The 13267-nt window shown below is 44.4% G+C and carries 10 protein-coding genes; 4 read left to right on the forward strand and 6 right to left on the reverse strand.

The features are described from left to right. The first annotated feature begins 10 nt into the window (after positions 1-10). From ATG66_RS01865 to ATG66_RS01880, 4 genes are all read left to right on the forward strand, one after another. Entirely contained in the window at positions 11-2371 is a 2361-nt protein-coding gene (locus tag ATG66_RS01865; RefSeq protein ID WP_098413717.1) for a Lon protease family protein, read from the forward strand. 233 nt (positions 2372-2604) lie between these two features. After that, positions 2605-4233, forward strand: coding sequence for a methyl-accepting chemotaxis protein (locus ATG66_RS01870; protein WP_098413718.1), 1629 nt, complete (start codon positions 2605-2607; stop codon positions 4231-4233). Positions 4234-4430: 197 nt separating this feature from the next. Beyond that, positions 4431-4706: a GNAT family N-acetyltransferase gene (locus ATG66_RS01875; RefSeq protein ID WP_098413719.1), complete on the forward strand. Its 276-nt coding sequence runs from the start codon at positions 4431-4433 to the stop codon at positions 4704-4706. A 2-nt stretch (positions 4707-4708) separates the two neighbouring features. Continuing rightward, positions 4709-5677, forward strand: a complete 969-nt coding sequence (locus ATG66_RS01880; protein ID WP_098413720.1) for a phosphotransferase — start codon at positions 4709-4711, stop codon at positions 5675-5677. A 323-nt stretch (positions 5678-6000) separates the two neighbouring features. Here ATG66_RS01880 and ATG66_RS01885 read toward each other — a convergent pair whose 3' ends face one another. The 6 genes from ATG66_RS01885 to deoD form a co-directional block, all read right to left on the reverse strand. Further along, the gene (locus ATG66_RS01885; protein WP_098413721.1) at positions 6001-7131 is read right to left on the reverse strand and encodes an HlyD family secretion protein; all 1131 of its coding nucleotides are present in this window, start codon (positions 7129-7131) and stop codon (positions 6001-6003) included. Beyond that, positions 7131-7511 (reverse strand): DUF3302 domain-containing protein, encoded by a 381-nt coding sequence (locus tag ATG66_RS01890; protein WP_098413722.1) that lies wholly within the window; start codon positions 7509-7511, stop codon positions 7131-7133. Before ATG66_RS01890 ends, ATG66_RS01885 begins: the two co-directional genes overlap by 1 nt. 217 nt (positions 7512-7728) lie before the next feature. Beyond that, positions 7729-9312 (reverse strand): GGDEF domain-containing protein, encoded by a 1584-nt coding sequence (locus ATG66_RS01895; protein ID WP_098413723.1) that lies wholly within the window; start codon positions 9310-9312, stop codon positions 7729-7731. Then, entirely contained in the window at positions 9296-10780 is a 1485-nt protein-coding gene (locus ATG66_RS01900) for a hypothetical protein (protein ID WP_098413724.1), read from the reverse strand. Before ATG66_RS01900 ends, ATG66_RS01895 begins: the two co-directional genes overlap by 17 nt. Positions 10781-10946: 166 nt before the next feature. Beyond that, on the reverse strand, positions 10947-12434 hold the full coding sequence (locus tag ATG66_RS01905; protein WP_098414490.1) for a lactate dehydrogenase: 1488 nt from the start codon (positions 12432-12434) through the stop codon (positions 10947-10949). A gap of 62 nt (positions 12435-12496) precedes the next feature. Continuing rightward, entirely contained in the window at positions 12497-13207 is a 711-nt protein-coding gene (gene deoD / locus ATG66_RS01910) for a purine-nucleoside phosphorylase (RefSeq protein ID WP_098413725.1), read from the reverse strand. Positions 13208-13267 lie beyond the last annotated feature (60 nt).

The following is a 13267-nucleotide window of genomic DNA, read 5'->3' on the forward strand; positions in this document are numbered from 1 at the left end:
GGAAGTGGATATGGCAATACTGAGGTTGGAAGCTAAGCAGCTATATTCTGTCGCGGATCTAGAGAATATGCCATATAAGTCGACCAAGGAGTTACCTCCAATTGATGAAATTGTGGGGCAAGAACGTGCTCAAAAAGCGGTCGAGTTTGCGATGTCCATCAAAGAGAAAGGATACAATATTTACGCTATTGGTCAGAATGGGTTAGGCAAAAGAACCATGATCCTGCGTTATCTTAATCGTCATAAACATGATGCTACCGCATTGTTTGACTGGTGTTATGTGGCGAACTTTGAAGATACCCGAACCCCGAAAGTATTAAAGCTTCCTTGCGGTATCGGTCATAAACTTCGAGTCGATATTGAGACATTAATGGCTAAGCTACTCAATGCGCTGCCACTGGCGTTTGATAATGAAATGTACTTTAGCCGCGCAGACCGATTAAAAAACCAACTGACGAGTAAACAACAAAATGAGTTGGATCGTATCAGTCGAGAAGCGAAAGAGCGCGGTATCAGCCTGACAATAACCACACAAGGTGATTATCAATTTGTTGCGATGAATGGCGATGAGTTGCACACCGAAGAGTCATTTGATGCGCTGAACAAAAAAGAGCAAGAGCAATTCAGTGATAGCATTGATGAGCTCGAAGTGAGATTGCGCTCAATGGTACGAGAGCTAACCGAGTGGGAAGAAACTTACAGTGATAAAATCAAAAAATTAAATGATGAAGTCACTTTGGATGTCATTACTCATTTTATAAAAAAGTTAAAAGTCGATTACGCTGATTATTCCGAAATCAAAGCGTACTTAACCGAGTTACAGAAAGACATTGTTGAGAATGCCGATATTTTCCTTGATCAAAGTGGGGAGCAAGGAGAAATCGCGACCGCATCCTTGGATAAGAAATTACCACGTCGCTATAAGGTGAATGTGTTGGTAAGTCGCAATAATAGTGATTTCCCAATCGTGGTTGAAGAGAACCCGAACTATCACTCGCTGTTTGGCGCGATTGAAACCGCAACGTTCAAAGGAACGGTATTTACCGACTTCTCGTTGATCCGAGCAGGCAGTTTGCACAAAGCCAATGGTGGCGTGTTGCTTATTGATGCACAGAAAGTTCTAGAGCAGCCGTACGTATGGGATGGTTTAAAGCGTGCCCTTCGTGCGCGTCAATTGAGCTTTACGTCTCTAGAAAAAGAAGTCACGTTAACCGGAGCTGTGTCGCTGGATCCTGAGCCGATCCCGCTTGATATTAAGATTATCTTGTTTGGTGATTACCGAACATACCAATTGCTACAACACTATGATCCAGAATTTAGCGAGTTATTCCGAGTTACTGCAGATTTTGAAGATGAGATGAAGCGTACGTCGGAATCAGAGCTGCATTACGCACGTTTTATTTCGAGCGTGGTGAACGATAACAACATGCTGCATTGTGACAGAAAATCCATGGCTCGAATTATCGAGTACAGTTCACGTTTATCCGGAGATCAAACCAAGTTATCGTTGCATTCTGCCAATATTGCCAACCTGCTCCGTGAGTCAAACTACGTCGCTCGTCAGGCCAACTCCAACATGATTCGTATCGGTCATGTTGAAGAGGCGATGAAGAACCAAGAAATGCGAGTAAGCCGATTGCGTGATAACGTGATGGAAACGTTCGTCAACGGCACAACATTAATCCGTACCCAAGGTTCTGCAATTGGGCAGGTCAATGCTCTATCCGTGCTCAGTACCAGTGATTATATGTTTGGTGCACCGAACCGTATTACCGCAACCACATGTTATGGCAATGGTGGTGTGATTGATATTGAACGCAGTGTTGATTTAGGCGGCAGCATTCACTCGAAAGGGGTGATGATTTTGTCGGCTTATTTATCTTCTGTATTTGGTAAAACCGCTAAAGTACCACTCACTACCACCATTACGTTTGAGCAATCCTATGGTGGGGTAGATGGCGACAGTGCCAGCATGGCGGAACTATGTGCGGTAGTATCGGCTTTTTCTAAACAACCAAATCGGCAGGACATCGCGATTACAGGATCAATGAATCAGTTCGGTGAAGCTCAGCCAATTGGTGGCGTAAATGAAAAAGTTGAAGGTTTTTATGACGTCTGTGTGATCAAAGGTCGGCATGAAGACCAAGGTGTTATTATTCCACGCTCTAATGTTCACAATCTGATGCTTCGCGCAGATATTGTTAAAGCCGTTGAAAAAGGTGAGTTTAATATTTGGGCTATTGACCATGTCACTGAAGCGATTGAACTGTTCACCGGGAAAGTCGCGGGTGAGCCAACAGATGAGGGGTCTTATCCTATTGATACGATTTTTGGCCTTGCTCAAGCTAAGCTCAATTCGTTGAGAAAGTAAGCAAAAATCAATGTAAATGTGAATGTTTCTCATCATAAACAATCATAATTAGTCATAACGCCAAAATCCCGACACTGTGGCGGGGTATTGGCGGTAACAGGCTGAAAATGTAGGCTTTTTGTACTGGACAAAAGTGTGATCCATCTCTAATATTCGCTGCTTGTTTATTCGTCTGGGAAATTTCCCGTCGCAAGGAAGCACATAGGCATCACGCATATAACTGAGGTCCAGCCATGCAGCTATCACTAAAAAATTTGTCGGTAAGAACGCAAATTTTGGTTCCGGTATTATTTACCGCTATTGTTTTGTTTATTTCTTTGTGGGTTACTAAAAACAATCTTCAGGCTGAGCAAGATGTTATTGCTTCAAACCAAGAGTCTTTGGTTTTTCATAAAGACACCTTGGCGCGTATTGATGACCAAATTTATCCACTACGTATTACGGCGGTATACGCCATTTACGATCCTTCTCGTCGAGAACGTTTCCTCCAAGAACTGAAAGCGGGCTTAAAACAAGTTGACGCTGATTTAAATGCAATTAAAGCGCGTAATTTATTTCGCGAGGACGCGATTAAAGTGCGCGAAATGATTGAAGCTTATGTCCGCTATTCAGAGAGATCTGTGGCTTTCTTTAACCAATATGATCAAGGTTTAAAGTCTAACAGTGAATATCGCGCATTTATTAAAGAGTATCGTGAGGTTGGCCGAGAAATGGTCGAGCAAATCAATACCTTGTCTAAGCATGTTAATGATCAAGCTGAACAATCCACAATAAAAAGTCAGCAAAACAATGATCGCGTGCAAACCAACGCAATGTTAACGGTTCTTACGGTATTCGCACTCTCATTAGTGGGCGCATGGTTCTTATCTGGCATGATCGTCTCACCGATTCAAAAACTTCAAGAAGTGATGCGTCAATTGGCGGCAGGGAATTTGTCTGTGCGCGCAGATGTAGAAGGTGATAACGAAATTGCGAAACTAAGCAAAGACGTAAACCAAACTGCAGAGCAACTGTATACCACGGTCGACCAGCTTACACGCATCAGTGAAGAAGTGGCGTCGGCATCGACTGAACTGGCGGCAGTAATGACGCAGGCAGAAGCGAACGCACAGCTAGAGCTAGCAGAAATCGAACAAGTAGCCTCTGCAGTTAATGAGCTTGCAAGCACCGCAAACAATGTGAGTGATAATGCAACGTTTGCGGATTCGACAGCACGTGAAGCTGGCGGCCTTGCACAATCTGGTTTGACTATCTTCCAAGAGAGTGCAGAAGCAAGTACACAGATGTCTCAAGCACTGAATGATGCGGCCCAAGTAGTGTTGCGCTTAAAAGAACAATCTGAGCAGATCAATAATGTGATTGAAGTGATTCGTGGTGTCTCAGAGCAAACTAATTTGCTTGCGTTGAACGCGGCGATTGAAGCGGCGCGCGCGGGTGAGTCTGGCCGTGGCTTTGCGGTGGTGGCGGATGAAGTTCGTATGCTGGCTGCTCGTACACAAGATTCAACACAAGAGATCCAAACGATTATCGAAGAGCTACAAGCACAGTCAGGGCTTGCGAATGACAGCATGCAAGTCAGTCTTGAGATGCTTAATCGTAATAACGAGTTGACTCAACAAGCGAATGAAGCACTGGTGGGTATTACAGAATCGGTCGCCAACATTAACGATTCAAACACGCAAGTGGCAACAGCGGCAGAAGAGCAGTCTCAAGTAACACAAGACATCAATCGTAACGTAGTTAATATGTCTGAGCTGGTGAACCAAAACGTAGCGGGTATCAGTCAAAGTGCAAGCGCAAGCACTGAGCTATCACTTCTTGCAGAGAAACAGAAAGAGCAATTGAGTTTCTTTAAGTTATAATCCGTTGTTAACAAAGTAAGATTTTCTAAATCCCTGAGTAACCGCTCAGGGATTTTTTATTTTTTGACGCGCGTACTTTTTCAGCTCAATGGATAACTGGGTATTGTGGCGATATGCATGTGACCTAACCTAGAATTGATACTATGCAGTGATATAGTTTGATTAAACAAATCAGTAGCAAAGTCAGAGAGAAAAATATGAATAAAGTGACTCATAAGACAGAAACGGGCACCTTTTGGGTTGATTTAGAGCAGGGCTATAAAGCAAAAGTGGTTTATCAAGTTGAGAATGATGTGATGAAGATAACGTCAACCGTTGTGCCTGAAGCGTTACGAGGTAAAGGGTACGGAGAAGTCGTGATGGGAGCGGTATTACCCGAGATCGAATCACTTGGTTATAAAATTAAACCAGTTTGCCCGTATGTCGTTTACTATATGGAGAAAAATCAAGCGTGGTCACACCTTCTCGCATAACAATGAACGATAATCATCCTCTTTATCAAAGTATTGGAGAGGCACTCAAGCTTGGCAAACTCGAGTCGATCGAGAATATACAATCGTTATGGGGCGGTTATGGCGAGCTGGTTCGAATCGTTTTCTCAACATGCTCGATCATCGTAAAACACGTTAAACTGCCCAAACCTTCAGAACATCCAAGAGGCTGGAACACTGACCGATCTCATCAAAGAAAGCTGCACTCTTATCAGGTTGAAGTGAGTTGGTATGAGCATTATACCCGTTCGGTTGATGTACGTTGCCGTGTCCCGCAAGGGTTAAAAACGTGTCAAGCAGACAATGAGTGGCTGATTGTAATGGAAGATCTTGCTCAAGCAGGTTTCCCCAACATCATCGCTGATGCAACTCAAAACCATTTGCGAGCTTGTTTAGCTTGGTTGGCGAATTTTCATGCTCGTTACATTGGCACTCAAACAGATCAACTTTGGCAAACCGGAACTTACTGGCATTTAGCGACGCGTCCCGATGAGCTGAAAGCATTAACCGACCACCGACTAAAACAGGCTGCTATTCGTATTGATGAGATCCTAAAGCAGGCTAACTATCCAACGTTAGTGCACGGTGATGCTAAACTCGCGAACTTCTGTTTTGACGCTAAGGGAACAAAAGCCGCCGCGGTTGACTTTCAATACGTTGGGCAGGGTTGTGCCATGAAAGATGTGGTGTTGTTTATGAGTAGTGCCGTGAAGCCTGAAGCATGTGCAGAGATGGAAAGTTGGGTTTTAGACACGTATTTTTCAGAGTTGCAGCGAGCGTTGCATTTTTACCAGCCACATCTAAACCCAAATGACGTCGAACAAGAGTGGCGCCCTCTGTTCGCGGTTGCTTGGGCGGATTTTCAACGTTTTGTGAAAGGCTGGAGCCCTGATCACTGGAAGGTTAACCCTTACACTGAAGGGCTGACTGCACGGGTGTTGGCACATTGGTAAAACTGAGTAAGTTTTTATGCTTTCCTCCTACGATTTTTACTATTAACGTTAATCTAACCACCTTTGTTCTTTTTTGGTTTTTCCCAGTGTTTATTAGTTAAATCTATTTAAATTAGCTAGTTACGAGGGACGTCTTTGAGAGTGATTCAAGTTAACTGCCAGCGGTACTTGCTGTCAGTTAACTTGAATCAAGAGAAGGTTGTGTTACTTCTTATGAGGTATAGGAAATCGCGCGGCTAGGCGAGCTCATTAAACCGTCGCCGAGATTGCTAACCAAGCCTTCTTGCTGAACTCAAATATTTTAGGTTCATTGGGTATATAAGTTAATGATCTAGATAGAGATAGTTTTGCCAACTCTTCATGCGAATAAGTACTTTACGCATAACCGATACGTGCGAGAAACTTTCCGAGTAAACCGCTACTTCTACTGCGGTGCCCATTGGTAGATGATATTCACTTAAATCGTCGGTAATTTTTAACGTTACGAATACCCGGCCGCTTGTGCGTAAAGCCTCGGTTCCCAGCAGTGAGCCACGAGCTTGGAATTGACTTTCGCCAATCGCTGGTAGTACTTCAATGACTTCCCCTTTAAATACTTTGCCTGGTAAAGCGCGAAACATGAACTCTGCTTCAAATCCCGGCTCCAAACGCTGCAGCGAGTTCTGACGGAATGCCGCTGTATAGAGTTTGTCTTCGGTATGAACGAAGGTCATCACCGGAGCAAGTGGTAGTGGTACTGACATGACACCTGGGCGCAGCGCAAGTTGGGTGACGTAACCGTCAGTAGGCGCAGTAATCACGGTTTGCTCTAGGTTGAACTCGGCTTTTCTTAATTCAGCTAATAGCGAGGCAACTTGAGTATTTTCACCGCCTACTTCAGACTCAAGTGCGATTTGCGCTTGCTCTTGTTTGGACTGGGCGACGTTTAGCGCCGCTTGGGCTGCTTTGAATGCTTGACGACGAGTGTCCAGTTGTTGCTCAGTGAAGGCACCGCGGTCGAAGCCTCTTTGATAACGATCGAATTCGCGTTGTGCTTTGTCTCGCTCTGCAAGTGCTTTAAGCACAGCAGCTTGTGATTCTTGAACGCTCGATTCTAGTCCAAGAGCACCTTGGCTTGCTTCTTTTACTTTTGCTCGTAGTCTGTCAACTTCGGCCTGAAACGGAAGCGGGTCAATACGGAAAAGCACATCCCCTTGAGATAATGGTTGGTTTGGCTTTACAGGCACGTCAATAACACGACCGCGAACGCCAGATACGACAGGTGTCGTCGAGAATACTTGGTTACCAAGTTGTGTAAACGGGTGGTTATAATTCATCAACAAGATCAATGTTCCCACCAATACAACACCGCCAAGAACGGCAGTTGGTACCGTCCATTTGTTCAAAGGGATATTAAAAATTTTAAAAATGGCGATACAAAGGGCTGCATAAGTCAGAATCAGTAATAAATCCATTATTCTTCCTCTTTACTCTGTTTAGCAGTTGTACTTTGTTGAACCTGCTGCTTTTTCAGTGTGGATATTTCTTCTTTTAACTCGGTCATTTCGTCAATCAGCGCTTCAAGGCGTTGATGAATGTCGTATGTTTCTTGTTCGAGTTTCTTGAAGCCCCAGCCGCGTTCTTTCCGCCATAACGTTGCCCATATCCATAAAAACGGCCACAGGGCGTGTAAAGTGAAAAGGCTGACCCAGCCAGCATAATGGATCGCGTCTTGATGTGGGTGTTCACGTTCTTTCGCGATTTCATATGGAATATCGTGGATGACGATAATTCCGTAAAAAATCACCAAAGCGACGAAAATGAGTAACCCAAGAGCAAAATAGTCTAGAAACATCTTACTTCCCTGTGTTTTTTGCAAATAGAAAAAAGGTACACAAATTAATCATTTGAGTATTTGCCTTAACTATCGTTGGATCAAGAAAATTTTATGTATCAATGGCGTTTATGCGATGTCGAACTCGTCGATATTTGACGAATATGTAATGGAGAGGGGGCCAACAAAAAGTGGTTATTGATAGAAGTGAGAGCGCCCCTGTTGGATTGTGAGGTGTTTAAAGCTCAGTACAGACTTGGTTTCGTCCATTGGCTTTGGCACGATACAGAGCTTTATCAGCGCGGTAGAAGGTTCGCTGAGTATTTTCTCCTTCGCGATGCAGCGTAATGCCAATCGATACGGTTAATCCGCGTTCGCCAAGGATGTTATCCCAACGATGTTGATAAATGTGTTCGCGATAATTTTCGGCGTGCATTTGTGCGCGTTCTAGGTTGCTGTTTTCCAGAATCACAAGAAATTCTTCACCACCAAAGCGAACACAAGATGCCCCTTCAAACTTGAAGTATCCGGCTAATTTTTGAGACACGCATTTGATGGCTTTATCTCCAACAAGGTGGCTGAGTTCATCGTTGATGGACTTAAAGTGGTCGATATCAATGACCATTAGCGCAAATGTAGTATCGTACAAAAGCAGATCTTTGAGCTTCACCTCAAGCCAGCGACGGTTATGTAAGGATGTCAGTGGGTCGGAAAAAACGTCCTGCTGTAGCTGAGCCACCGTATTCTTGTGTTGCTTGGTGGTTTCCTTCAGCTCTTTGTTTTCAATTTCTGACAAAATTAGCTTAAGTTGCAGTTCAAAACGAGAAATTCGACGCAATTGCGCAGAGCCTAATTCTCCGATTGGAATGTCTTTAACGAGATCGGACTCGATACGAAAAGCCCGTTTTTCACAACGCAATGCTTTCTGAAACAAATTTTGAGAGGCGTACACCTTACTCATTGTGTTATAAAAATGTCGAGCGATAACCGGAGAAGCGTGTTTTTGAATTCGTTTATCGATGAAGCCTAACAGTAAGTTGCACAACGAGGTATGACCCAAGCCATTAAGGCAATACGCCGTTTCTATTTTCACCATGGTAGATAACCAATAAGTGGTTGCGCTACCTGTTGTGTATTGAATGTTCGAGATAGAGAGCAAGGCGAGGGTATAGTCTTTTTGTAATCGGTGCAATTGGGCGCGGTAGAGGTGAATTTGCGCAGCAAGATTCTTATCGCTGACGAGAATGCTCAATTCTTCACACTCAGTTAGTAGCTCTTTGGCATTTTCCGTGTGATACAAATAAATATAGCAAGCAAGCTTATAGAGCTTATAGCGCAGGCGTAGTGAGCGACTGCTTATGGCGTGATCGATAGCATCAACCTTTCGGTAGTAGCGTAAAGCGCGATGGTGATCACCGTAGGCGTCACATAAGTTGCCCATTCCAATAATGGCTAAAACATACTCGTCAATATAGCCGTATTCCACGGCAATATTGGTAGAGGCCACATACTCTGTTAATGCGGCGTTGTAATCACCCACTTCAACCAAGCGGTCACTTAAACTTGCCTTAACCGATAAAATATCTTCGACGTCTTCAGGTAATGCAAGTAACTCAAGGGCTTTCCTGAGCTCGTCGATGCTGTCATTCAGTTGTTTTATTTCACATCGGTATTCCGCACTGATGATATAGCAATGCGCTTTTTCTTGATTGGTCGAGGCGATATGTAATCCAACATGCTCCCAAAGCGTGATCGCTTCTTCACCGGAGACCGCACAAGGATCGATGCCTGCCTCGGTCACTTTATTAAGCAGTTTGTCCATTGTTCATCACCTCAATATGACTTTCTTTTAATTGTTCTAAAGTGAATGGGAAGGTCAGGATATCTTGTAAATACAATGTCGGTTTGGGCCCGTTTAACCCACGTCGCTGCCATGGATAAATGCCCAACATGGTTTGAACGGTGCGATATAACTCTTCGGCTGCTCGGCCTTTTTCAGCAATCAACATGGCCAGTCTGTCACTAGAAATTCGTGAGATGAGATCACTGGAGGTCGTCAATGCATGAACTAGCTCAGTACAAACATCGAGAAATTCGGGGTTTGCATGTTGAATCATAATGATGGCGTGGTTGGAGCGTTTGAGTTCTGTTTTGAACAAAACTAATTGTTCCCACCAATAAGTCTCGGAGACAACATTGGAGAATTGTTTTTCCGGGTCGTATTCATGCTGGGAGCGGATACGGTTGATGAGCTTGCGCGCCCGTTGTTCTAGTTGACGTTTAGAGCCCCGAGCTTTATCCATGCTGACTCTATGCGTTTGTTCTTTCTGCATCTTCAATGCATGTTTACGGTACTTCTTAAACGCATTGAATGCCGACTCAAAATTGCCTTGCTCTTCGGCCACTCGTGATTGTTGGAAGCAAATTTGGCTAAGTAGTTCCCCATTGTCGAAATTAAGGGCAGACTCTTCAGCGGCGAGCAATAGCTCAGCGGCATTTTCCGTATTCTTTCGCAACAGTTCGAGCCGTGCACGGCTGATGAAAGAGTGGGCCTTCATCCAAGTAAGATCGTGTTCGACAGCCAAAAGGTGAGCTTTTTGAGTGGCTTTTTCTGCTGCATCGAGACGCTCTAAGCCGAGAAGAGCGAGTCCTCTAAAGTCCCAAATTTCTGCTTGCCAAGTACTGTCTTCGTGAGCAGCGAGCACTTCCGTTGCGCCATCCAGCACGGTAAGCATTTCAACAAACTTATTCAGTAAATAATAATCCCAAGCTAATAGAATTCGAGCTTTACCCTCTAGCGACACGATACGGACGTTATTTGCCACTTTGACTGCTAACTCATGCGTCGAAGCGGCAAGCTTATGCTCATTGGTGATGCGCCAAACATTACCAAGCCCAATTAAGGACTCAATTTGAATTTCAATATCATCAACAAGGGCGGATTGTTCGAGTGCGTTAATCCAGTATTGTTGGGCTGAGTAGTATTTTGCTTGTCCCCAGTACTGGAGAGCAAAGAGGTGAAGAATTTCAGGGAGGTGATCGTCGGTTTCGAGTTGGATCTGTTTGTTATAGGCTTCTTTGACTAACTTTAACCCTTGTCGGTAATCCATTAAGCACCAACAACAGTGGGCCATGATGAGTAATGCTCTGATCTCACCATCCACATAGAGAATCTGCTCCGCTCGGATACGGCATTGCTGAGAAATGCTGAAGGTGTATTCAGGGGCTGTTTTAATTTGCCTTGTGAGCTGCTTTAGCTCATCTTCTAGCTGAATTTGGTTTTTATCCAACGTGCACATCCATGACTATCGAACTGGAACTTACACCTAAATATGAAGTAATTAGATGTGTACTTCATTACGAGTGCTGCAGCATGAAAGCGACATCGTAAATGATCAGGTGCCGTAATGTATACCGTCACTGCCCCTAATTGCCACATCTAAATGATTTAAATAGTTACGATAGGAGCTGCTTAATCGTCAGAGGTGTATCAGTGACTTCTAGCCTTTGCGCGGCAGTAAGACCTTGTTTGTCCTGATAACATAAATTATGCCAAGCTCTGAATATATCTAAAAGCGGTAAAATGCCAGCAGGTCGCAATTTGCGACGAGGCTCGTTAATGAAACTCTCAAAAAGAATCTGAAAACGGTTCTGATAAAACTGTACGTGTTGAGTGGTTGCGGTATTAAACCATTTTTCAGGCTCGTTTTGGTCGCCAGCGAGATAACAAATGCCTTTATTGATGCGGCGTTGTTCTGAGCCATCACTTTGGCTTGAAATTGCCCAACGGTCTCGCCACCAACTCATGTAGGCAATATCCACCTTGCCAAAAGGAATGGTCATGTCCCAATGTGCATCTTCTTCAACATACATAAGATCGACGTTTCTCTCTTGAATGCGAGATAAACAAACACTTAACGCTGCAGAACGAAGTAATGGATCTTGTGGCATATAGATAGATACGCGCTTATTTGGGCTACACATATCAAGTACATGTAAGTAGTGTGCGTACGATGTGTAAGGTGGACGAATCAGTGCTCCTTTCGAGGGGTAGTGGAATACAGAAAGGTTACCTAGTGGGTCTTCAACATTGCCACGCGCTAATATTGTTTGATATTTCTGATCGATACGTTCACGAAGTTTCTTTGAAGATTCGACGGGAGGCTCACTTGCTTCTGCTGTGTAACCTTGAGACACAAAACGAGATACCTCGTCATATGGATTATGATCGAGCGTCGCAATTGGCTCTTCATGGGCAGAGTAATTCACATGTTGGCAGAGTATGTAGCCAGAATGGGCTTCACCAGAGGCTATCCAGTATACGCCGTTGTTGCTGTTCGGCTGCAGAGCGACATAGTTAGAAGCCAGTTCATAGTGCCCAGCGTGGTTTACCCATCGTGCATCAATCGTCGCGAGCTTACGACGGCAGCGACTCGCAATATGGTCAACATGATCGTAAAACGTTTTGGGGTTGATGCTGAGCTTACGGCAGATCTCGCGTACCGAGTAACCAGTGAACAACAAGCCCATTAAATTTTCTTGGAATTGCAGCTTTTTGTTTGCGCCGGACCATTTATCGACAAAAGTACTTTGGCAAGCTTTGCAGCGGTAACGTTGACGGTCGCCACTGTAACCAAAAGCGTGGTAGAGGTGTTTGTGTGTATGGACAGACAATCCGAAATTGTCGCAATCATCATTACGACAGGCAGGTAATCCATCACTATGGAAGAGTCTGAGACGATGCAGTTCGTTTACAACATCGCGATTATTAAGTAAGGGGGGGAAAGATCCGCATTCACGACAGACCATCGCCGGACGTTTAGGGTTAGCATGTTGCAGAACGTAACGCTTTGCATCACTCAATCCAAAGTTGTCACACGCCAATGTTTTACAAAAGTTGAGTTGTAACCCATCTGCGTCTTTTGGCAGTTTGCCGTTAGACACAATCGCCCCCTCGGGATAATTAGGCAGCCAGTCTAGAGCCAGCTGCAAATTATTACTTATTATTAGATGTTGATTGCCGTTTCTAGCGCAACTTTCATCATGTCGTTGAACGATTTTTGACGCTCTTCTGAGCTTAGTTTTTCGCCACGGATGATATGGTCAGAAACTGTTAGGATCGTCAGTGCTTTCGCGCCTAGATCTGCAGCAACGCCGTAGATACCCGCCGCTTCCATGTCTACACCTAAGATGCCTAATTTTTCCATTTTCTCGAAGAGGTCGGCTTCAGGTGTGTAGAATAGATCTGCAGAGAATACGTTACCTACTTTTACGGGTACTTGTTGAGCACGAGCTTGGTTTACGGCTTCTTCTAGAAGACCGTAGTCAGCGATTGCTGCGAAATCATGGTTGTTAAAACGGATACGGTTAACTTTAGAGTCTGTAGAAGCCCCCATACCGATAACCACGTCCATTAAGTTTACGTCGTCACGTACTGCGCCACAGCTACCTACGCGGATTACGTTCTTCACGCCGAATTCTGCGATCAGCTCGTGAACGTAGATACAGCAAGAAGGGATGCCCATGCCGTGACCCATAACAGACACTTTCTTACCCTTGTAAGTGCCAGTAAAGCCAAACATGTTACGAACGTCACAAACTTGCTTCACGTCTTCAAGAAACGTTTCTGCAATGTATTTAGCACGTAAAGGGTCGCCCGGCATAAGAACCGTTTCAGCGAAATCACCAGGTTGTGCGTTGATGTGTGGGGTTGCCATAAGTGCTCTCCAAAGTTTTTTTGATAAAACGCCTCTATTATAGAACGCTATTACCAATTC

The sequence above is a fragment of the Vibrio sp. ES.051 genome (assembly GCF_002563795.1).
Taxonomy (GTDB): Bacteria; Pseudomonadota; Gammaproteobacteria; order Enterobacterales; family Vibrionaceae; genus Vibrio.

Coding starts and splice junctions, on each gene's coding strand:
- ATG66_RS01895 (WP_098413723.1), bottom strand. CDS start 9,312: ATGGACAAACTGCTTAATAAAGTGACCGAGGCAGGCATCGATCCTTGT.
- ATG66_RS01865 (WP_098413717.1), top strand. CDS start 11: ATGGCAATACTGAGGTTGGAAGCTAAGCAGCTATATTCTGTCGCGGAT.
- ATG66_RS01875 (WP_098413719.1), top strand. CDS start 4,431: ATGAATAAAGTGACTCATAAGACAGAAACGGGCACCTTTTGGGTTGAT.
- ATG66_RS01890 (WP_098413722.1), bottom strand. CDS start 7,511: ATGTTTCTAGACTATTTTGCTCTTGGGTTACTCATTTTCGTCGCTTTG.
- ATG66_RS01870 (WP_098413718.1), top strand. CDS start 2,605: ATGCAGCTATCACTAAAAAATTTGTCGGTAAGAACGCAAATTTTGGTT.
- ATG66_RS01880 (WP_098413720.1), top strand. CDS start 4,709: ATGAACGATAATCATCCTCTTTATCAAAGTATTGGAGAGGCACTCAAG.
- deoD (WP_098413725.1), bottom strand. CDS start 13,207: ATGGCAACCCCACACATCAACGCACAACCTGGTGATTTCGCTGAAACG.
- ATG66_RS01885 (WP_098413721.1), bottom strand. CDS start 7,131: ATGGATTTATTACTGATTCTGACTTATGCAGCCCTTTGTATCGCCATT.